The organism is Acinetobacter sp. TUM15064 (genome assembly GCF_008980265.1).
GTDB lineage: Bacteria > Pseudomonadota > Gammaproteobacteria > Pseudomonadales > Moraxellaceae > Acinetobacter.
On the sequence record NZ_BKFU01000002.1, the window covers coordinates 98,704 to 120,020 of the forward strand.

The window sequence follows — 21,317 nt, forward strand, 5'->3', positions numbered from 1 at the left end:
AACTTCACCTTTTGTGTAACTGACCTTGAATGATGAATTCAGGGTCATGGTTTATATGGAACAACTATGGCATTAATCGTTCAAAAATATGGCGGTACCTCTATGGGTACTCCAGAGCGCATTTTAAATGTTGCTCGTCGTGTAAAGCGTTGGCATGACCACGGCCACAAGGTTGTAGTGGTTGTATCAGCAATGAGTGGCGAAACCAATCGTCTACTTGCTTTAGCGAAAGCCATTACCGAAACCCCTGACCCACGAGAATTAGACCAAATGGTTTCTACGGGTGAACAGGTAACGATTTCAATGTTAGCTATGGCGCTCAATTCTATTGGCGTTGAAGCTAAGTCGCTCACTGGTCGCCAAGTCGGTATTAAAACGGACAGCGCGTTTACTAAAGCTCGTATTGAGTCGATTGATACTGACGTGATGACTGAGCACTTAGATGCAGGTCGCGTTATTGTTGTTGCTGGCTTCCAAGGCTTTGACGTAAATGGCAACACAACAACACTTGGTCGCGGTGGTTCAGATACTTCAGGTGTAGCCTTAGCTGCTGCATTAAAGGCAGATGAATGCCAAATCTATACCGATGTAGATGGCGTTTATACTACTGACCCTCGCGTTGCACCAAAAGCGAAAAAAGTAGACCGCATTTCATTTGAAGAAATGCTGGAAATGGCATCACTTGGTTCTAAAGTTTTGCAGATTCGTTCAGTTGAATTTGCGGGCAAATACCAAGTGCCTTTACGCGTATTATCAAGTTTTGATAATGACGATGATGGCGCATTCGACGAAGAATTTAAGAAAAACGTCGGAACACTAATCACCACTGAGGCGGAAGACAACATGGAACAACCAATTATCTCTGGTATCGCATTTAACCGTGACGAAGCTAAACTTACGATTTTAGGTGTTCCTGATGAACCAGGTATTGCATCTAAAATTCTATCGCCAATTGGTAATGCCAACATTGAAGTGGATATGATTATCCAAAATGTTGAGGAAGACGGTACGACTGACTTCACCTTCACAGTAAACCGTGGTGAACTTGCTAAAGCAACAAAAATTCTTGAAGAAACCGCTCAAGCTATTGGTGCTCGCGAAGTTGCTACACGTGATGACATTGTTAAAGTGTCAATCGTAGGTGTAGGTATGCGCTCTCACGCAGGTGTTGCAAGTAAAATGTTTACTGCTCTTGCTGATGAAGGCATCAACATTTTGATGATCTCAACATCAGAAATCAAAATTTCTGTGATTATTGAAGAAAATTACTTAGAACTTGCTGTTCGCTCTTTGCACACGGCTTTCGGTTTAGACCGTGAACATGGCGAGTCAAGTGCCCGTGCTTAAGTAATCGAGTGAAAAACTTGTCATTGTCTGACAGTTTTTGCAAAAGACTACAAAATTTCAGAGCCACTATAGTTTTTTCTATAGTGGCTCTGTTATATTAAACCCGAGGCTTTCTTAAATTTAAACCTATGTTATGCCAAATACCGCTAGACATTAAAAAAAACAGAATGTCATGTAGTTGTATTGAACATTTGTTTAAATTTTTTTAAATACAAAAAATTATGTATTTATTTTAGTACAACTGCAGGTTTAGCGTTTTGCAAGGAGATAAACATGCTGATTTTGACCCGACGTGTCGGTGAAACATTAATGATTGGGGATCAAGTAAGCGTTACTGTGCTTGGTGTCAAAGGCAACCAAGTTCGTATTGGTGTCAATGCTCCCAAAGAAGTATCTGTACATCGTGAAGAGATCTATCAACGCATTCAGCATGAACGTGCTATGCATGAGCACCTTCAACATCTGGATCAGGATTACCAACCTGCTTATGAAGATGATGGTGCACAGCAGAACAACTACAACCGTTAAGGTTGAAGTTTTCTGACATAAAGCGGCTCGATCAGCCGCTTTAAATTTTTATGGCATCTTTTTTTGCTCAAGTGCCTCGATCACTTTCTTTACAGGTCCAAAACTACGGCGGTGTTCATCAATCACCCCATGTTCAGCAATCGCTTCAAAATGTGCCTTAGTTGGATAACCTTTGTGTTTGGCAAAACCAAACTGTGGATACTTGCAATCCAATTCAATCATTTGATGGTCACGTGTCACCTTCGCCAGAATACTCGCTGCTGAAATTTCAGCATGTAAAGCATCCCCTCCAATGATTGCTTCACAACTCATGCTCAAGCCTTGTGGGATTTTATTACCATCAACCAAGACATGGTCAGGTTGCACTGCCAGCTTCTCCACCGCACGGCGCATCGCAAGTAATGAAGCTTGTAGAATATTGATTTCATCAATTTCAGCGGCACTTGCTTCTGCAATTGCCCAAGCCAGTGCTTTTTCCTGAATTTCAACGAAGAGTTTCTCTCGTTTTTTTTCAGTCAATTTTTTAGAGTCATTTAAGCCCTGTATGGGATTATTCGGATCTAATATTACCGCAGCTGCAACGACCGAACCCACTAAAGGGCCACGCCCTGCTTCATCTGCACCAGCAATTTGCATATTCTACTCTCATAAAAAAATGGCTGATAACAGCCACTCTCAATATTAATAACAATTTCTTGCGTCTAGTTTAACACTTCAGATGCACAGGTGGCGGTAGTTTTAGTTGTTGCTAAAGCGGTATACGTCGCCTTTGCTTTAGGATCAATCGCGGCCAAGGCCAGTTGCTCTTTGGACAAGACCTTTGGTGAGTTCTCACCTACACAGTTACATACTTCACGTTTTTTCTTTTGTTTTTGATCGTCAGAAAATAACTTACTCGTCATAAGCCAAGTTGGATTATTTTCAATTTCATCCATACATTTTGCATGAGACGCCATTTTAATGACAGAAAAACCATCTGAGTTTGAACTCGATAATGGATTCGACACACAAGCAGTCAGCAAAATAGAGCTGAATAAACCCATGATTAATTTATTATTTTTCATACATATATACCTTTTTTTATTGATCAAATAATGCTTCAATTTTTATTATTCAGTTCAATATAAAAGATAAATAAATAAAAGTACAAAAGATTGATCAAGAAGTTTGAATTCATCTCACCTCTTGACCCGCCACTCAGTGATTAATTGACCGCTTCAGCCACACATGCATTGATGGTCTTCGTCACAGCATTGCTAATAATTGTTGTACGAGCTGCAGGATCAATCGCTGCCGTTGCAACATCAACTGCTGTAATATTTTGTGGAGCTTTATCACTCACGCAACCACAAATTTCAGTTTGGATATCGGCTTTTTGATCTACTGTCATAAGCTTAGTCGCAGTTTTCCATGCGGGTAAATTATTCAGCTCAGTGGTGCATTTTGCATTAATGGCAATTTTGAGCGCCGCTGTACCTAACTGTTGAGTTGTGGTTTCAGCCGTTGACGGAGTACCTGTCGTGGTACATGCTGAGAGAACCAAAGCCAAAGGGGCTAACATTGCGACACATTTTTTCACTGATTTATCCTTTTCTTGCAGTTAAAATTCAGCGTATTGTGCCGAAGATTCTCGCATTTCGGAAATACTATTTCGTAAATGCACCGATCATACTTAATCCATTGCATAATTTTAGATCATTCACACCACTCATCTAAACAGCGTTGCAGAATTTCAACGCTATGTTGCATCTCGCATATTTTTGCAATATCTATAGTTCTATAAAATAGCGCAACATAAAAATGGATGTGAATCTAATGAACACAGTAAATACCCATTACACGCGTACCGCTCAAGTTCTACATTGGCTGATGGCAATTATCTTTATTGCCGCATGGCTGATTGGGTTTTATAGCGGAAATTTCTTAAGTTATGATGTGGATGGTAGCTTTAAGGGAGATGTCATCACCCTGCATAAAAATATTGCAACCACGATCATTTTTCTGGTGGTGATCCGTATCTTCTGGCGCTACACCCACCCTGCGCCTAAACTGCCTGATAGTATGTCCCCGCTAATGCAAAAACTGGCACACCTCGGTCATTTGGCTTTATATTTCATTTTGTTGGCTTTACCTATTACAGGCTGTTTATTTAGCTGGAGTGCTGGGCACCCTGCACCGGTTTTGTACCTTTTTGAAATTCCCCGTTTAGTACAAGACAATCCAGAGTTACTCGCGATCGTAAAACCTTTACATATTTGGATTTCATGGGCAGCTGGATTACTGTTGGTAGGTCATATTGCAGCAGCGCTGAAACACCACTTTATAGATAAAGATAACGTATTAAACAGCATGACCAAACAAGCAAAGTAATACCAAGTTGAATCAGCCTAAAAGCATCAATCTGTTGCTTTTAGGACTTCATCCACCACGCATCCTTTAAGCGTATTCAACACGCCCTGTTGTACTACCTGTTTTTTGACTTGCTCATCAACCACTGCATGTAATAAGGTTGTTGCGGGAATATCCTTTAATGCATTTTCACCCACGCAGCCACAGATTTGTGTTTGGAGTTGATTCTTTTTTTCTTCGCCAATCAATGCTGTACTGACTTTCCATAAACGTGTCGACTCCAACTCTACACCGCACTGATATACCACCACTGGCTTTAATAACTTTTGAGTTAACCCTGTATCTGTTTTAAGTAAATAAACTGCAAAAAGTGCAAAAATAACCACAAGCAATGCAATGATTTTTTTCATATCGACCTCACATAAAAAAGACAGAGCGAACTCTGTCTTTAAAGCAACATTAGATTAAGCAATGGCTACAATTTCAGCCGCCCATTTTTGCTTCTCTTCTGTCGAAATAAACGATGCTTCAAAAGAGTTCAGCGCCAACTGTTTTATCTCAGCTGCTGTTAAGTCTAATGCATCTGTAATCGCAATAAAGTTATCATTCATATAACCACCAAAATACGATGGGTCATCTGAATTTACTGTCACTTGCACACCTTGTTGCAATAAACGGCGGATATTGTGCTGTGCCATATCGTCAACGACACATAACTTTAAGTTACTGAGTGGGCAAACTGTCAGTGGCATTTTCTCTGCAATCAAACGCTGCATTAATACAGGATCTTCCTCAGAACGTACACCGTGGTCAATACGATTCACTTTAAGCAAATCTAAAGCTTCCCACACATATTCTGCTGGGCCTTCTTCACCCGCATGCGCAACCACTAAAAAGCCTGCTTCACGTGCTTTAGCAAAGACACGTTCAAACTTTGCAGGAGGGTGCCCAACTTCGCTTGAGTCTAAGCCTACACCAATGATTTGATCTTTATAAGGCAATGCCTGCGCTAAAGTTTCAAATGCAGCTTCTTCACTTAAATGACGTAAGAAACACATAATCAAATGCGAACTAATGCCAAATTTTGCTTTGGCATCATCACAAGCACGTTGTAAACCATTGATCACGGTTTCAAATGCAACACCACGGTCAGTGTGTGTCTGAGGGTCAAAGAACATTTCGGTATGTACTACACGGTCTTCAGCACATTTTTCAAAGTACGCCCAAGCCAAATCATAAAAGTCTTGCTCGTGAATCAGTACATTTGCACCTGCATAATAGATGTCTAAAAAGGACTGTAAGTTATGAAAGTTATAAGCCTGCTTTACTTCTTCAACCGACTTATAGGGAATGTCTATTTGGTTACGCTGTGCAATTGCAAACATGAGTTCTGGCTCAAATGTCCCTTCAATATGCACATGCAGTTCTGCTTTTGGTAAAGCACGAATGAGCTCCAATTGACTCATATCTCTTCCTCTTTAAAAAATAAAAAAGGGTGTAAACGGAGTTTACACCCTTATCAATATTTGGTGAATTAGCCACCAAACATTGCAAATTTCAGTGCCCAAAGCGCAGCAACAATCCAAACCATATACGGTACAGTTGCTGCCTTACCTGTGAACAGTTTAACCAATGCATAGCTGATAAAGCCCATCGCAATACCATCTGCAATTGAGTAAGTAAATGGCATAAAGACAATAGTTAAAAACGCAGGTACTGCTTCAGTAATATCATCCCAATCAATATGGGTAATCCCCTGAATCATCAACACACCAACAAATAACAGAGCTGGAGCGGTTGCAAAACCAGGTACAGACTGAGCTAATGGTGCCAAGAATAAACATAGAATAAAAAGCACAGCAACCACAACTGCGGTTAAGCCTGTACGCCCACCCGCAGCAACACCTGCTGAAGACTCAATATATGGCGTTGTTGAAGATGTACCTAATGCTGCACCCGCAACAATTGCAGTTGAGTCTGCAAACAAAGCCTTTTTCAAACGTGGAAGCTTGCCATCTTTCAGTAAACCTGCACGGTGTGACACACCAACCAATGTCCCCGTTGAGTCAAATAAATCGACCAAGAAGAATACAAAAATAACACCCACTAAACTCGCAGTAAAAAGACCTTTGAAATCCATCTGCATGAATGTCGGAGCAATTGATGGAATCTCCCCCACCACACCTTTAAATTCGCTTAAACCCAATGCAGTTGAAATAGCAGTCAAAGCTAGAATACTGATAATAATTGCACCGCGCACTTTAAAGTGATGTAGCACAACCACCATTAAGAAACCGAATAAAGCCAAAAGAACAGTTGGTTGCTTTAAGTCACCTAATCCCACCAAAGTTGCTGGATTATCGACAATAATCCCTGCATTTTTTAAAGCAATTAATGCAAGAAATAAACCAATCCCACCACCAATTGCAAGCTTAAGTGACATTGGAATTGCATTCACAATAGCTTCACGAATTTTAAACATGCTGATCGCAATGAATATAAAACCTGATACAAACACGGCTGCTAAAGCGGTCTGCCAAGGTACCCCCATACCCAAACATACCGAATAGGTAAAGTAAGCGTTTAAACCCATACCTGGTGCGAGTGCAATAGGATAATTCGCAACAATGCCCATCACTAAACAACCAATTGCGGCTGCAAGACAAGTTGCTACAAAGACAGCTCCATGATCCATCCCCGTTTCGGATAAAATCATTGGATTCACAATAATGATGTAACACATCGTTAAGAATGTGGTTACACCTGCAAGAAGCTCTGTACGAAAACTGGTTTTATTTTCACTCAGTTTGAACATACGCTCGAGCATATTTTCTGAAGATGGATTAGGAGTCGTCATGACCTAGCCCCTGTAAATAAACTTTTAAAACTGTATAACTTTTCAAAATTTGCTAGATTCAACACACTGAACATCTAATTCAATTTTTGCAAGTTAAAGCAATGGATATGCCAAATTTCCTCAACTCAGGAAAAGTTTATTTAGCCATGAATGATTTAAGTTGAAACTTACACCATATATACCTAAACAAAAAAGCCGCATAAACCGTATGCAGCTTTCAACAAAAATGTCATTTTAGAATCAAAGTCTAAAATTCAAGATATCTCGGCGCGGATTATAACACACTGATTTTTAATTGTTTTAAAATTTATTTTTGATTAAAATTCAATATGATAAGTGATTCATGCGTTTTTTATTCAATTATGAACATCAAAGTACTTTGATCGAGACCTGTTCTATTACCACTTCAGCATCACTTTGAAGTGGGCGCGTAACTTTTTCAGGGACGACCGTTACCTTTGAGATCGGACTCAAGTTTTGTACTTTAGGTTCAGCACTGTTCATGAGTTGATTCAGCTCTTGTTGCTTTTTAGTTTCAGTATCCTGAAAAACAACAAAACCAAGCAAACAAACAGCTAATACAAAAATTGGAATTAGAATCTTTTTCACGGTATTCACAATATCCATAACTGTTTTAGCATGATTACAAATCATAACAAATTACATGAGGGTCAACACACTTATCTGATAAAAAGCATATTCACACTTTATAGTTTTTTCTGATTTAATTATTTCAATAACATAAGATTAAGTGAAAGACATGCCAAGAAAATATGATCAAAGTGCTCAATTTTGTAATATTTTATATTTCAAAAAATTACAGTTGATTAACTTTTGATGAACATAATTTGGTTTCGACAAGACCTTCGCATACATGATAATGCTGCACTTTGGCATGCAAGCCAAGACGGGGCTATGCTTGCTTTAGTCATCTTATCTCCTGAACAATGGCTATTACACCATGATGCTCCTGTAAAAATAGATTTATATGTCCGACAATTGGAAGATTTGAAACAAAATCTGGCTAAGCTCAATATTCCACTGGTTATTTTAAACATTCCTCTGTGGCGTGATATCCCTGTTCAACTTTCATCCTTATGTCATGTACTTCAAGTACAACAGATCTTTGCAAATTTCGAAGTGGGCGTAAATGAGCTGAAACGTGATGCTGAAATACAAAAGTGTCTCGATCAACATGCCATTACATTTACTCTATTTCAAGATCGGACGATATTTCCTTTAAACAGTATTCGTAACCAATCAGGTAAACCCTATCAAGTCTTTGGCGCTTTTAAGAAAACCTGTTATGAACGTTTAAATATTGGCTTACCTCAGTGCTACCCACTCCCTTCTGCACAGCAGCACATACAGCTTCCTACCGATTTAAATACAAGCATTCCTCACATTGAATCACTGATTGATGCAAATACGAATGAATTAAATCAAATTAAAGCCTATTGGCCTGAAACGGAAGCCTATGCACTTTCGGTGCTCGATGATTTTATTGAGTATAAAGTTAGTGACTATCAGAAAGAAAGGGACTTCCCCTTTCTGAATAGTACGAGCCAACTTTCAACCTATTTAAATATTGGAATCCTATCTATCCGCCAGTGTCTCAATGCCCTGTTTCGTGCTCAACATGGTCAATTTATGATTGATAATACAGGCCAGCAAACGTGGTTAGATGAATTACTTTGGCGGGAGTTTTATCAACATATTCTATTTGATTTTCCGCATGTCTCTAAACATCTGCCATTTAAAGCCAACACACAGCGAATTGTTTGGCGAGATGCACCCGAGGATTTAAAAGCATGGCAACAAGGTCGTACTGGTATTCCAATTGTGGATGCAGGTATGCGACAACTCCTTGCGACAGGCTGGATGCATAATCGAGTGCGGATGATTGTCGCAATGTTCTTAACGAAAAACTTGTTGATTGATTGGCGACTGGGCGAACAGTGGTTTATGCAACATTTGGCAGATGGTGACTTGGCTGCCAATAATGGTGGATGGCAGTGGTGTGCCTCCACAGGCACCGATGCTGTGCCTTACTTCCGAGTCTTTAATCCTGTAAGCCAATCGCAGAAATTTGATAGTCATGGTGACTATATTCGACAGTGGTTACCAGAGCTTGCACATTTAGATGCCAAAAGCATTCATGAACCTTATGCTCGGCAGCCGAATATGGAACTAGACTACCCAAAACCAATCGTAGATTTAAAATCTAGCCGTGTGCGTGCCATCGAAGCGTTTAAAGGGCTCTAAACACTTAAAATTTGGGCTAAGTTCTGCTTAGCCTGATGCTCATAGCGCTTTTGGAAAAGTGGTGTTTGATACAGAGGCTGCATTTCTAAAAAGTGCCTTAACACCTGCTGACGTTTCTGTGCATAAAGTGAAGACTCAACCCAAGCATATTCTTGCTGAATTTGGCCTTCATATTCAGCAAAACGAATAGGATTGCTGGCTAAAATTGCCAGATCAATATCCAGTAGATAAGCTAAATCCAAGTTAGCTGTCGGTGCATGTGCTTGGGTTGCCAAAATCCATGCATAAATCTTTTCCATTTGTTCAGCAACCAGCACACTTTCAAGCACCTGCTTCATGTACTCAGCACTTTGCTGTTCATTGTCATGTGCTTGCGGATTGTAAATAACATCATGAAACCAAATCGCCAACTCAACGGATAAGGCATCTGTTAGGTGGGTTTTAATGTCATGAAAATGCTCTAAACACTCAACAATATGCTGCACCGTATGATAATACCGTTGTGATTCACTATAGGCGCTATACAGTGCTCCATAAAGTTCTTCACAACTACTCACAGTTAAATCCAACTGGCTTGCGGTATGTGTCCAATAGTCCTGAAACTGTTTTATATACCGCACCATTGCAATGCCCTTTCGTTATGCTGCCTGTTCATCTCGTTTAAAGACCAACTCGCCTTTTAGCGAGCTATCTGCATCGAAATAATAGCCATCAGTATTAAAGGATTTTAAGCCTTCGATTTGATCAATCTGATTTTCAATCATATAGCGAGCCATCAAACCACGTGCTTTTTTGGCATAGAAACTAATGACTTTATATTTGCCATTTTTCTGATCTAAAAACACAGGTTTAATAACTTCTGCTTGGATTTTGCTTTCTTTCACAGATCTATAGTATTCATCAGAAGCAATATTCAGCAAAATTTGAGAACCAGCTTGTTCTAAATCTTGGTTGATTAAATCAGTAATGTGATTGCCCCAAAACTCATACAAATTGTGTCCGCGAGGGTTCGTAAGTTTAGTGCCCATTTCTAAACGATAAGGCATCATCAAATCCAATGGACGTAACAAACCATACAGACCCGATAACATTCTTAAATGCTGCTGCGCATATTGAATGTCATCTGCAGATAAATGATAAGCATCTAAACCTGTATAAACATCACCTTTAAAAGCAAACATGGCTTGTCGTGCATTCGCAAAGCTAAATTCTGACTGCCAATCACGAAAGCGCGCTACATTTAAAGTGGCAATTTTCTCACTCACGCTCATTAAGTTTGCAATTTCACTTGCCGACAACTTGCGACTAACTTCGATCAATTCTTGGGAATGTTGTAGCAATCTGGCTTGTGTGTACTGATCGGTAGGTAAAGCAGTTTGGTAATCTAGAGTTTTAGCGGGAGAAACAAGGGCGAGCATAGACAACCTGATTAAAAAACAATTAAACAGACTATAACAGTAGACTTATTTTATTGCCAATCTGTGTTTTTAATAAGCATAAACGGTTAAACTAGCCGATTCTCCTGTTATATGTATCTATTTTCTATGTCTGAGCAGATGTTCATTCAAGGTCCAGTTGGGCAAATTGAAGTTTTTGTAGACTATCCACAGGGTGAAGTGAAAGGATTCGCGGTAGTAACTCACCCCCATCCCCTGCAAGGTGGTACGCCTCAACACAAGGTTCCTGCTTTACTTGCACAAATGTTTTTAGAACGCGGTTGCGTTGTGTATCGCCCAAGTTTCCGTGGTTCTGGTCAAAGTGCTGGTGATCACGACGAAGGTCACGGCGAAACGATAGACACCTTAGAAGTTATACACTACGCACGTAGCCAACACGCAGACTTACCTTTTTATGCAGGTGGTTTTAGCTTTGGTGCACATGTCATGGCAAAAAGCTACTCTATGCTTCCAGTAGATGTTCATCCTGTACAAACTATTTTATGTGGCTTACCAACAGCAACTGTAGCGGGTGTACGTCACTATGTTACCCCACACATTAAGGGTGACATCTTGTTTATTCATGGTGAAGCCGATGATGTCACATTGCTCTCCGATATGATCCAGTGGGCTAAACCACAGCGCCATTTAGTGACTGTATTACCGGGCGCAAACCATTTCTTTACAGGTTATTTAAAGCAGTTACGTATCGCGATTACACGTTTTCTGTGGATTTAATGCTTAAAGGAGTTCAAGAGAGAAATGATGATCTTCTTTAGAACATTTCTTTCTTGAGTTTTCCAGCATTTCACTTCGCACTTTTCTTTGATTACACATTGAGGTATCACTTTATTTTATTGTCTTGATCTGGACAGCGCGTTTTTAATCACTTATTTCATCTTCTATATTTTTTTGATGATCTCTTTTGAACTCCATATTAGATCGCTTCAAAACCGACACGCCCCCCACATTTAAATATCCGCGAAGCTTCAAACCGTATCATGGCACATTATGCAACTATATCTTTTTTAACTTGGTATATTCTGCATAACCTTTTTCAAATAATTAATTATACAATCAATGCCTTGGCTCAAGAGGGCTACAGATTTAAATAATTTTTAAAATATTCAAGGATCTTATGAAAACAATTATTGGGGCTATTTTAGTTGCTGTAACAACTACATCCATCTGGGCTCAGGATATTACAGGAACTTGGCGCTATATCGACGATAAGACAGGCGAACCCAAAGGTCTGGTTAAAATTGAAAAGCAAGCCAATGGGACTTATGCTGGAACTGCATTGAAAGCAACTCCTCGCCCGGGTTATACAGCAAAAGAATTCTGCACCAACTGTCCAGCACCGTACACAGATAAACCGATTATTGGCATGCAAGTGATTACGGGTTTAAAAACTGACAATAATATTAATTATACGCATGGCAAAATTATTGATCCCGTTTCAGGCAAACTATATAGCCTGAAAGGAAAAATTAGCCCAAACGGCAAAAAGCTTTTTTTACGAGGGTATTTAGGGGTTTCAGCTGTGGGACGTAGCCAGACTTGGTTACGTGTGGAGTAGGTCTTATAGCACATCATGCAATAGACACATTGACCCATTAAAATATTAAACTTGTTCTGTCCTAGAAAATGCTGAATGATAAAATATTCAGCATTTTTCCCCATTCGGCTAACTATTTTTCCACTCAAACTCAGTAAAACTTTTATCTGTTTTTAATGTATTTTCAACTGCTTGAGCAAGTTGATTCAATAAGCTACGCTCCGCAATACGGTCTACCCAGTCCTGCTCTTCATCAGGATAAGAAGCAATTTCACATACCAAGTTTCCTTCGTTGTCATGACCTTGGCAAGTAATAGACAACGGCAAAGTATGGTTATCCACACTCACAGCCACCTGATCACCACTTTGTGGCAACGTTTCAAAGCCCAATTGCCCCAATTTTTGAACCAGTAACTGTTGCACCTGCTTTTGTACTACAGCATTGTCATTTAGGCTATGCTGTTGTCCATGCTGTGCCGTAAATTGTAATTTTCTCATTAATCATCCTAAAGGCTTTTTTGTTATATGGGTTTAAGCATAAAGGGTAAAAACAAAACAGCCAAGCAAAAGCTTGGCTGTAATTCAACAAAGTCGTTAAGCTTTGGTCTTATTCAGTGACTTGAATCGCTAAACCGGCTTGATTGCTCAATTGCGTAAAGGTAGGGAAACTGGTTGCAACCGTTTCAGTACCTACAATTTTAATTTCACCAGAGGTCCGTAAGCCTGCCATTGAAAAGCTCATTGCAATACGGTGGTCGTGATGTGATGCAATTTCACCACCAGTGAAAATCGCGCCCCACTCACCTGATCGACCTTTACCTTCAATGATGATGCCATCGTCAGTCGGTGTACAATCAATGCCCATCGTTTTTAAGCCATCTGCCATCACTTGAATACGGTCTGACTCTTTCACTCTGAGTTCAGCAGCACCCGTTAGTACGGTTTGCCCTTCTGCACAGGCAGCCGCAATAAACAATGCAGGAAATTCATCAATTGCCAGTGGCACTTGATCTTCAGGCATATGGATGCCTTTGAGTGTACGTGTACCTTGAATACGAATGTCTGCAATCGGCTCACCGCCCGCAATACGTTCATTCTCAACCGTAATGTCTGCACCCATTTGCTTCAAAATTTCGATCACACCTGTACGGGTTGGGTTAATGCCTACCGCCTCTAAAGTGATATCTGAACCTTCGGTAATCGCCGCACCCACCATAAAGAAAGCAGCCGATGAAATATCTGATGGCACTTGAATCTCTGTAGCAACGAGCTTACCACCACCTTGCAGTGAAATGCGGTTGCCTTCTGTTTTCACATCATAACCAAATGCACGCAACATACGTTCAGTATGATCACGTGTAGGTTCTGGTTCTGTGACCGATGTTTCACCTGCCGCCCATAAACCTGCCAATAAAATCCCAGATTTTACCTGCGCAGATGCCATCGGCAAATCATAGTGAATGCCTTGTAAAGCTTGACTTCCAGTAATAGAAACAGGGGGTGTGCCACGTTCACCTGTGGTTTGAATCTGAGCACCCATTTCACGTAACGGTTTAGCAATACGTTCCATTGGACGCTTCGACAGTGATGCATCACCCGTCATTACAGAGTCAAATTTCTGTGCAGAGAGCATGCCTGAAAGCAGACGCATCGAAGTACCTGAGTTACCCATGTAAAGTGCACTTGCTGGCGCTTTTAGGCCATTTACGCCCACGCCATGAATTGTCACTTCACCATTTTTAGGACCTTCAATACTCACGCCCATATCACGGAACGCTTGTAAGGTCGCTAACGCATCTTCCCCTTCCAAGAAACCTGTCACATGCGTCGTTCCTTCCGCAATTGCACCAAACATGATTGAACGGTGTGACACAGATTTATCACCTGGCACGCTAAACTTACCTTGGAAACTTTTTTTACCTGGTAATATGGTGAATTGCTGTGTCGTCACTTTATTGTTCTCCATGAAAGGTTTTTGAGCGAGCATATGGTTAAAATGCTGGCGTGCTGCTTGCGCATGTCCAAGCAAGCCCATTAAAGCATGTGAATCTTCATCTTCAATGAGTTTACGAATCGTTGCCAGTTGGTTCTCAAAACCATCTACGGCATTTAAAATGGCTTTTTTATTGGCAAAGAAGATGTCATGCCACATTTGCGGATCACTTGCCGCAATTCGAGAAAAATCACGGAAGCCCCCCGCAGCATAGCGAAAAATATCTAAATTATCTTCACGGTTTGCCAGTTGTTCGACTAAGTTAAAAGCCATCAAATGCGGAAGATGACTGGTATGCGCCAAGACTTCATCATGCTTGGCCACATCCATACAAATCACTTCTGCTTTCGCAGCTTGCCACAGTTGGATCAGTTTCTCTACCGCCCAATCAGCACTGGTCGGTAACGGTGTCAAAATCACTTTATGATTTGCAAATAAATCGACCTTACCCGCATGAACTCCCGTGTGTTCTGCTCCCGCAATTGGGTGTCCCGGTACAAAACCAGCGGGCAATGCCTCGCCATACACGGCTTTAGCCGCCTCGACCACATTGCCTTTGGTACTGCCTACATCGGTAATAATCGTATGTTCTTGCAAATACGGTTTAATGGTTTCCAGTACTTTTTGGGTTGCACGAACAGGTAAGGCTAAAACCACCAAATCCGCACCTTGAACTGCCTCTACAGGGTCACTATAGCCTTGTTGGATTAAGCCTAATGCTTTGGCATCCTGTAGGGTTCTCTCAGAGCGTGTTGATGCTACAATTTGCTTTGCTAAACCCTCAGCAATCATGACCCGTGCAAGACTTGAACCAATCAGTCCTAGTCCAATAAATGCAACTTTTTCAAACAGTGGCACAGACATAATTTAAGTGTTCGCCTCTAAACCAAGTACTTTAGCCAAAGCTGTTAAAAATTTCGCATTTTCAGCTTCAGTACCAATGGACACACGCAGATGATGCGCAATTCCTACTGGGCGAACAATCACACCTTCTTTTAACAACGCATTAAAAGTCTGTGTTGGGTCGGCTTGTATGTCCACCAAAATAAAGTTAGCGCGTGAAGGCACAAAACTTAATCCTAAAGCTTTAAACCCTGCTTCCAATTGCGCCATGCCAGCTTTATTGACCACACGTGATTTCTCAATAAAATCTTTATCTTTCAGTGCCGCAACAGCAGCCACCATAGCTAAATGGTTGACGTTAAACGGTTGACGAATACGATTTAAGAAATCTGTTACTTCTGCTGATGCTAAAGCAAAGCCAACACGTAAGGCTGCCAAACCAAAACACTTCGACATGGTACGGCTGACAATCAAGTTTGGGTACTGGGCTAAAAATTTTAAACTGTTAAAGTTCTCTGGGAAATATTCCACATAGGCTTCATCTAAAACTACGATCACATGGCTCGGTACTTTTTGCATGAAGCGATCAAATTCAGCTTCTTCAAACCAAGTCCCTGTTGGGTTATTCGGGTTTGCAATAAATACTAATTTGGTATTGCTTTTAATGGCCGCTGCCATCGCCTCAAGATCATGCGAAAAACCTTGAGCAGGCACTTCTATTGCTTCAGCATTAATGGCTTGAGTGAGCAAAGCATAGACCGCAAATGCATGTTGACTAAACACGACTGAGTCTTTATCAGAAACAAAAGCGCGCGCAAATATTTCAAGCAAATCGTTTGAACCATTACCAAGGGTAATGCAATTATGCGCCACACCAAACTGAGTATGGATTTCATCTTTTAAGATAAAACCGCCACCATCTGGATATCGTCCAATTTGCGCCAATTCAGCAGCAACTGCTGCTTTTACTTTGTCAGAACAACCCAAAGGGTTTTCATTTGAGGCAAGTTTAACAATATCGGTAATCCCCAATTCACGCTCTAATTCGCTAATAGGTTTACCTGGTTGATATGGTTTTAACTTTGAAATACCTTCATTGGCTGGAGCAAACGACATGTGACCTTTCCATTCTTACAAGTGGTTATAGGGTTGAGTTCTTTACAAACCCAACCACCTTGGAGATTACAATACTGCTATCGGATATGAACCCAATACTCGAACTTCTTTTACTAGTGGACGAATCTCTTCAATCCCCGCTTTAACATTGTCTTGTTCCACATGCCCTTCTAAATCAATAAAGAAGACATAAGCCCATTTTTCAGGCAGCGCAGGACGGGTTTCAATGCTGGTCAAGCTAATATTATGCTTTGCAAAAGGTGCTAAAATTTCAAGCAATGCACCTGCACGATCGTGTGCTGAAATCAAAAGCGAAGTTTTATCATTGCCACTTTGTGGCACTTTTTCACGGCCAATCACTAAAAAGCGCGTTGTATTTTCTGGATTATCTTCAATATTGCTGTGCAAAATTTCAAGATCATAAATGGTTGCAGCCACCTCAGACGCAATTGCAGCCGAATGCCATTCTGTACGAATACGACGCGCCGCTTCTGCATTTGAACTCAAAGCTACACGCTCAACACCTGGATAGTGTGCATCTAACCATGCACGGCACTGTGCTAAAGTTTGCTGATGTGCATAAATTTGTTTAATACTGTCTTTGCGGGTGTTTTCAGACACAAGGAACTGATGGTGAATACGCAATTCAACTTCACCAATCACATTTAAGTGAGACGATTTAAAACAATCTAATGTATGGTTAACCACACCTTCAGATGAATTCTCGACAGGCACCAAACCATAATGTGCACTGCCCGCTTCCACTTCACGGAAAACTTCATCAATGGTAGGTAGAGGACGAACCACAGCATCATGACCAAAATGCTTTAAAACCGCAGAATGTGTATAGGTGCCGACAGGTCCCAAAAATGCAATACTTTGTGGCGCTTCAAGCGCTAAACACGCAGACATAATTTCGCGGAACAGACGCGCCATAGTCACATCAGACAAAGGACCTTCATTACGCTCCATAACATTACGTAAAACTTGCGCCTCACGTTCTGGACGGTAAAACATTGGATTCTCTTCAGAAGCAAATTTTGCTTTTGCAACAGCTTCCGCCAGTTTTGCTCGACGGTTAATAAGTTGTTGAATCTGCTGATCAACAGAGTCGATATCCTGACGGATTTGATTGAGGTCAAGAGAAGTCGTTGTGTTTTGATCGTCTTGGATCATTGTTATGTCGCCCTTCATATACATTGTGCAAACAGTATAACAATAGTTAGCTTTGAAATCTTGCGCAATAAGACTTTGCATGTTTCAGTGCTAAAAACATACAGTTGATTTAATCATCAAGTTAATCAATAAACTGCCTAAATAATCGACATCAATAAAATCACTGAGGAATCTGTATTGAGCTTGCACATATTATGCAGAACACCCTTAAAAACACACCTCACCTGATTATTGAATTTTTATCTAAGTCTAATGTTTTTAACACTTAAACTTGGTTTAGAAAATTTTTGCTACATCTAGGCAAAAATCACCATTTATCTGTATTTCAGTGCGTTAGACTTTGTTTTAAAATATGCTTTACTTAAGTTGACGTATTCATAACAAAGAGAGTATGCAGCACGACAGATTGCTCTATAGTCTCAATAAAACAAAACAATAATGAACTGTAGGTACTGTCATGCACAAGAAAATTGCGGTCTTAGTCACCTATGACTTTGAGGATGCCGAATATGCTGAACCTGTTGAAGCATTTCGGGCAGCTCGGCATAGTATTATTAATCTTGAAAGTCAGGCCGGCAAAATTATTTATGGTAAAAAGCGTAAAGCCTTTGTGACCATCGACCAAAGTATAGATGATGCCTCAGTGCATGACTTTGATGCCTTACTCATCCCAGGCGGTTTCTCACCTGACAACCTGTGTCAAGATGAACGCTATGTCCTATTTGTCAGGCAATTTGCAAACACGCAAAAGCCCATTTTATGCAGTGCCGATGCCCCAAAAGTTTTGATGCATGCAGGAGTCGTAAAAGGTCGACGTATGACGTGCATCCACCACCTTCATCAGGACTTAGAAGATGCAGGCGCGGTGCTATATAATACAGGGGTAGTGAATGACAATAACTTGTACATTTCATCACAAACGCAGCACGACTTACCTGCTTTTATTAAAGAAAGCCTGCTCGTACTCAGTCGCTAAAGAACCAATGCAAGCTCTTTAGCCAACCGATCGGTTTCTCGCTCAGTAACTATTAACGTCCCAACAAACTACGTGCGACAATTTCTTTCATAATTTCATTGGTTCCACCATAGATGCGTTGAATACGCGCATCGACAAAGAAACGTGAAATTGGATATTCACTCATATAACCATAGCCTCCAAAGAGCTGTAATAAATTATCTGCCACCTTCATTTGCATATCCGTTGAAAAGCTTTTCAGTGCTGCTGCGGTTTCTACATCCAACTTGCCTTGCATATAAAGCTCCACGTTTTGATTGTAAAAAGCTGCTGTGGCTTGTTCATCAATCTTGGCTTGAGCCAAAACAAAACGTGTATTTTGGAACTGAGAAATATGTTGACCAAAGGCTTGACGCTCTTTGACGTATTGAATAGTGGCATCAATCGAACCGCGAATTGCACCTATAGCGGTTGCTGCAATTGCTGTACGCTCACGTGGTAGCTCTTGCATCAAATAAGCAAAACCTTGACCTGCTTGTCCCAACAATTGATCTTTCGGAACTTTTACATTGTCATAAAACAACTCAGAAGTGTCTTGCGAATGCAGGCCAATTTTATCGAGATTGGTCCCTTTTTTAAAACCTTCTAAATGTGTATCGACCAACATCAGTGAAACACCCTTTGCACGAGCTTGCGGATCAGTTTTTACCGCCAATACCACAAGGTCAGCATGCTGCCCATTTGAAATAAAGGTTTTAGAACCATTTAAAATATAATGCTCCCCTTGCAAAATCGCATTACTTCGCATGGCTTGTAAGTCTGAACCCGCACCCGGCTCCGTCATCCCTATTGCACCGACCACTTCACCTGACACCATTTGCGGTAACCAGTACTGCTTCTGTGCTTCAGTTCCAATATGCAAAATATACGGTGCTGCAATTTCGGAGTGACAAGAAATACCTGTCGATAAAGCACTAAAACCTGCTCGTGCCGACTCCTCAACCAACATCAGCGAATAATGCGTTGGAACGCCATAACCGCCGTATTCCTCTGGAACATCGACACATAAGAACCCATTTTCACCCAATGCGTTCCATACCGAACGCGGCATTAAGCCTTCTCGTTCCCATTGTTCATAATGCGGTGCAATGTGTTCATTCATAAAGCGACGAAAATTATCGCGAAATAGCTCTAAGTCTGCATCGTAATTCAGCATGTTTTTTCCTTATGTTGATGTTGTTTTATTATTCAGCTCACATGCTAGCCATTTTTAATGCAACTGTCATGACCGCATTAGGCCATTTTTTTATGCGCATAAAAAAAGGAAGCCATTCGGCTTCCTTTTTAAGATGAACTGAAATTATGCGTGAGCATTTTCTTCAACAGCCATTTGGCGGTCTACTTCATCTGGGTTTGCTAGTGCAAAATGTAGTTTTTCTTGGTCTAACTGACCCACCCATTTCGCAACAACAATCGTTGCCAATGAGTTACCCACCAAGTTGGTTAAGGCACGTGCTTCAGACATGAAACGGTCAATACCTAAAATGAGAGCAAGACCCGCCACTGGAATATGACCAACAGCTGATAAAGTCGCAGCCATTACAATAAAGCCCGAACCTGTGACACCCGCAGCACCTTTCGATGAAATCAATAACACACCCAATAAAGTTACTTGGTGCATCAGATCGAGCTGAGTATTGGTCGCTTGAGCAATAAAAATCGCTGCCATCGTTAAGTAGATTGAGGTACCGTCTAAGTTAAATGAATAACCTGTTGGAATAACCAAACCAACCACTGACTTTTCACAACCCGCAATTTCAAGCTTTTTCAACATACGCGGTAAAACCGATTCTGAAGATGACGTACCCAGTACAATCAATAATTCTTCGCGAATCATGCGAATCATTTTCAAAATACTGAAGCCACAAAGACGTGAAATTGTGCCTAGAACCAAGAAAATGAAAAGCAAACAGGTAATGTAGAAGCAGATGATCAACTGAGCAAGTTGCGCCAAGCTACCAATACCATATTTACCAATGGTATATGCCATTGCACCAAACGCACCAATTGGTGCAAGCTTCATGATCATGTTTACAATGTTAAAGAACACATGCGAAATTTGATCAATAAACTTAAGAACTGGTTTACCTGCGTCACCCAATTTATGCAATGCAAAACCAAACATGAGTGCAAACAGCAATACTTGTAGGATTTCACCTTCAGCAAATGCGCCAACCACAGTGTTTGGAATGATGTGCATAAAGAAGTCGACAGTTGTTTGCTGCTGTCCCGATTCAACAAATTTCGAGATACCAGAAGTATCTAGTGTTGAAGGGTCAACATTCATGCCTACACCTGGTTTCCAGATGTTAATGACCAGTAAACCGATCAATAATGCAATCGTTGATACAATTTCAAAATAAAGTAACGCAACACCGCCTGTTTTACCCACAGACTTCATGCTTTCCATACCCGCGATACCACTCACCACGGTACAGAAAATCACTGGCGCAATAATCATCTTGATCAGTTTAATAAAGCCTTGACCTAGAGGATAAAAAAGCTCGCCCCAGCCGGGTACATATTCTTCAACGCCATTGATAACTTGCGTACCGCTAGGGAAAAAATGCCCTACCAAGATACCCGCAATAATCGCGACAATAACTTGAAAATATAGTGACTTATAGATTGGTTTCTTAGTCATAACTAATACTTCTGTAAATCAAAAAACTGAAAAAATCGGTATACCTACATATCCTTATAGGCAGCAGGCTTTCTGATAAACACAAAAAAGCCCACAGTTTGGACCGCGCCCAAACACCGGGTAAAAATCATGCTGTACAAACATTAGCTATGTGATGAAATTCACAGTTCATTCACATCTACTATAATGG

At 40.7% G+C, this 21,317-nt stretch carries 22 protein-coding genes; 7 read left to right on the forward strand and 15 right to left on the reverse strand.

The window, feature by feature from the left end:
- The first annotated feature begins 66 nt into the window (after positions 1-66).
- The gene (locus tag GBI16_RS01250) at positions 67-1,347 is read left to right on the forward strand and encodes an aspartate kinase (RefSeq protein WP_151706366.1); all 1,281 of its coding nucleotides are present in this window, start codon (positions 67-69) and stop codon (positions 1,345-1,347) included.
- 273 nt (positions 1,348-1,620) lie between these two features.
- Positions 1,621-1,875, forward strand: coding sequence for a carbon storage regulator CsrA (gene csrA, locus GBI16_RS01255; protein WP_086207863.1), 255 nt, complete (start codon positions 1,621-1,623; stop codon positions 1,873-1,875).
- 48 nt (positions 1,876-1,923) lie between these two features.
- Here the strand turns inward: csrA and rnhB are convergent, their stop codons facing one another.
- The 3 genes from rnhB to GBI16_RS01270 form a co-directional block, all read right to left on the reverse strand.
- Positions 1,924-2,511 carry a ribonuclease HII gene (rnhB, locus tag GBI16_RS01260; protein WP_086207864.1) on the reverse strand — a complete coding sequence of 196 codons (588 nt, stop codon included), beginning with the start codon at positions 2,509-2,511 and terminating at the stop codon, positions 1,924-1,926.
- A 65-nt stretch (positions 2,512-2,576) separates the two neighbouring features.
- Positions 2,577-2,939: a hypothetical protein gene (locus GBI16_RS01265; protein ID WP_086207865.1), complete on the reverse strand. Its 363-nt coding sequence runs from the start codon at positions 2,937-2,939 to the stop codon at positions 2,577-2,579.
- A gap of 140 nt (positions 2,940-3,079) precedes the next feature.
- Positions 3,080-3,454: a hypothetical protein gene (locus tag GBI16_RS01270; protein ID WP_086207866.1), complete on the reverse strand. Its 375-nt coding sequence runs from the start codon at positions 3,452-3,454 to the stop codon at positions 3,080-3,082.
- 236 nt (positions 3,455-3,690) lie between these two features.
- Between GBI16_RS01270 and GBI16_RS01275 the strand changes: the two genes are divergently transcribed.
- Positions 3,691-4,245 carry a cytochrome b gene (locus GBI16_RS01275; RefSeq protein WP_119063036.1) on the forward strand — a complete coding sequence of 185 codons (555 nt, stop codon included), beginning with the start codon at positions 3,691-3,693 and terminating at the stop codon, positions 4,243-4,245.
- Positions 4,246-4,271: 26 nt separating this feature from the next.
- On the opposite strand, the gene GBI16_RS01280 is transcribed toward GBI16_RS01275, so the two are convergent.
- The 4 genes from GBI16_RS01280 to GBI16_RS01295 form a co-directional block, all read right to left on the reverse strand.
- The gene (locus tag GBI16_RS01280) at positions 4,272-4,634 is read right to left on the reverse strand and encodes a hypothetical protein (RefSeq protein WP_110975379.1); all 363 of its coding nucleotides are present in this window, start codon (positions 4,632-4,634) and stop codon (positions 4,272-4,274) included.
- 54 nt (positions 4,635-4,688) lie between these two features.
- Complete coding sequence (locus GBI16_RS01285) at positions 4,689-5,690, reverse strand: adenosine deaminase (protein WP_151706367.1); 1,002 nt, start codon at positions 5,688-5,690, stop codon at positions 4,689-4,691.
- 68 nt (positions 5,691-5,758) lie between these two features.
- A complete protein-coding gene (locus GBI16_RS01290) occupies positions 5,759-7,081 on the reverse strand; it encodes an NCS2 family permease (protein WP_086207870.1) in 1,323 nt (440 codons plus the stop codon).
- A gap of 369 nt (positions 7,082-7,450) precedes the next feature.
- Positions 7,451-7,690, reverse strand: coding sequence for a hypothetical protein (locus tag GBI16_RS01295; RefSeq protein ID WP_228146951.1), 240 nt, complete (start codon positions 7,688-7,690; stop codon positions 7,451-7,453).
- A 228-nt stretch (positions 7,691-7,918) separates the two neighbouring features.
- Here GBI16_RS01295 and GBI16_RS01300 point away from each other — a divergent pair, with 228 nt between their 5' ends.
- A complete protein-coding gene (locus GBI16_RS01300) occupies positions 7,919-9,346 on the forward strand; it encodes a deoxyribodipyrimidine photo-lyase (RefSeq protein ID WP_151706368.1) in 1,428 nt (475 codons plus the stop codon).
- Here GBI16_RS01300 and GBI16_RS01305 read toward each other — a convergent pair.
- Positions 9,343-9,969, reverse strand: coding sequence for a metal-dependent hydrolase (locus GBI16_RS01305; RefSeq protein WP_151706369.1), 627 nt, complete (start codon positions 9,967-9,969; stop codon positions 9,343-9,345). The two genes, GBI16_RS01300 and GBI16_RS01305, sit on opposite strands and share 4 nt — an antisense overlap.
- A gap of 15 nt (positions 9,970-9,984) precedes the next feature.
- Entirely contained in the window at positions 9,985-10,764 is a 780-nt protein-coding gene (yaaA, locus tag GBI16_RS01310) for a peroxide stress protein YaaA (protein WP_151706370.1), read from the reverse strand.
- A gap of 126 nt (positions 10,765-10,890) precedes the next feature.
- Between yaaA and GBI16_RS01315 the strand changes: the two genes are divergently transcribed.
- Positions 10,891-11,520, forward strand: coding sequence for an alpha/beta hydrolase (locus tag GBI16_RS01315; RefSeq protein ID WP_119063041.1), 630 nt, complete (start codon positions 10,891-10,893; stop codon positions 11,518-11,520).
- A gap of 400 nt (positions 11,521-11,920) precedes the next feature.
- Entirely contained in the window at positions 11,921-12,361 is a 441-nt protein-coding gene (locus GBI16_RS01320) for a DUF2147 domain-containing protein (protein ID WP_086207876.1), read from the forward strand.
- Positions 12,362-12,469: 108 nt separating this feature from the next.
- On the opposite strand, the gene GBI16_RS01325 is transcribed toward GBI16_RS01320, so the two are convergent.
- The 4 genes from GBI16_RS01325 to pheA form a co-directional block, all read right to left on the reverse strand.
- A complete protein-coding gene (locus GBI16_RS01325; RefSeq protein WP_151706371.1) occupies positions 12,470-12,838 on the reverse strand; it encodes a hypothetical protein in 369 nt (122 codons plus the stop codon).
- 109 nt (positions 12,839-12,947) lie between these two features.
- Entirely contained in the window at positions 12,948-15,197 is a 2,250-nt protein-coding gene (locus GBI16_RS01330) for a bifunctional prephenate dehydrogenase/3-phosphoshikimate 1-carboxyvinyltransferase (protein ID WP_151706372.1), read from the reverse strand.
- Positions 15,198-15,200: 3 nt separating this feature from the next.
- The gene (hisC, locus tag GBI16_RS01335) at positions 15,201-16,292 is read right to left on the reverse strand and encodes a histidinol-phosphate transaminase (RefSeq protein ID WP_151706373.1); all 1,092 of its coding nucleotides are present in this window, start codon (positions 16,290-16,292) and stop codon (positions 15,201-15,203) included.
- Positions 16,293-16,358: 66 nt separating this feature from the next.
- Positions 16,359-17,468: a prephenate dehydratase gene (gene pheA / locus GBI16_RS01340; protein ID WP_151706374.1), complete on the reverse strand. Its 1,110-nt coding sequence runs from the start codon at positions 17,466-17,468 to the stop codon at positions 16,359-16,361.
- Between the two features lie 457 nt (positions 17,469-17,925).
- Between pheA and GBI16_RS01345 the strand changes: the two genes are divergently transcribed.
- Positions 17,926-18,444, forward strand: a complete 519-nt coding sequence (locus GBI16_RS01345) for a DJ-1/PfpI family protein (RefSeq protein WP_110975389.1) — start codon at positions 17,926-17,928, stop codon at positions 18,442-18,444.
- 52 nt (positions 18,445-18,496) lie between these two features.
- On the opposite strand, the gene GBI16_RS01350 is transcribed toward GBI16_RS01345, so the two are convergent.
- Both GBI16_RS01350 and GBI16_RS01355 read right to left on the reverse strand, forming a co-directional pair.
- On the reverse strand, positions 18,497-19,639 hold the full coding sequence (locus GBI16_RS01350) for an acyl-CoA dehydrogenase family protein (RefSeq protein WP_086207882.1): 1,143 nt from the start codon (positions 19,637-19,639) through the stop codon (positions 18,497-18,499).
- A 144-nt stretch (positions 19,640-19,783) separates the two neighbouring features.
- The gene (locus GBI16_RS01355; RefSeq protein WP_086207883.1) at positions 19,784-21,127 is read right to left on the reverse strand and encodes a dicarboxylate/amino acid:cation symporter; all 1,344 of its coding nucleotides are present in this window, start codon (positions 21,125-21,127) and stop codon (positions 19,784-19,786) included.
- Positions 21,128-21,317: the final 190 nt, after the last annotated feature.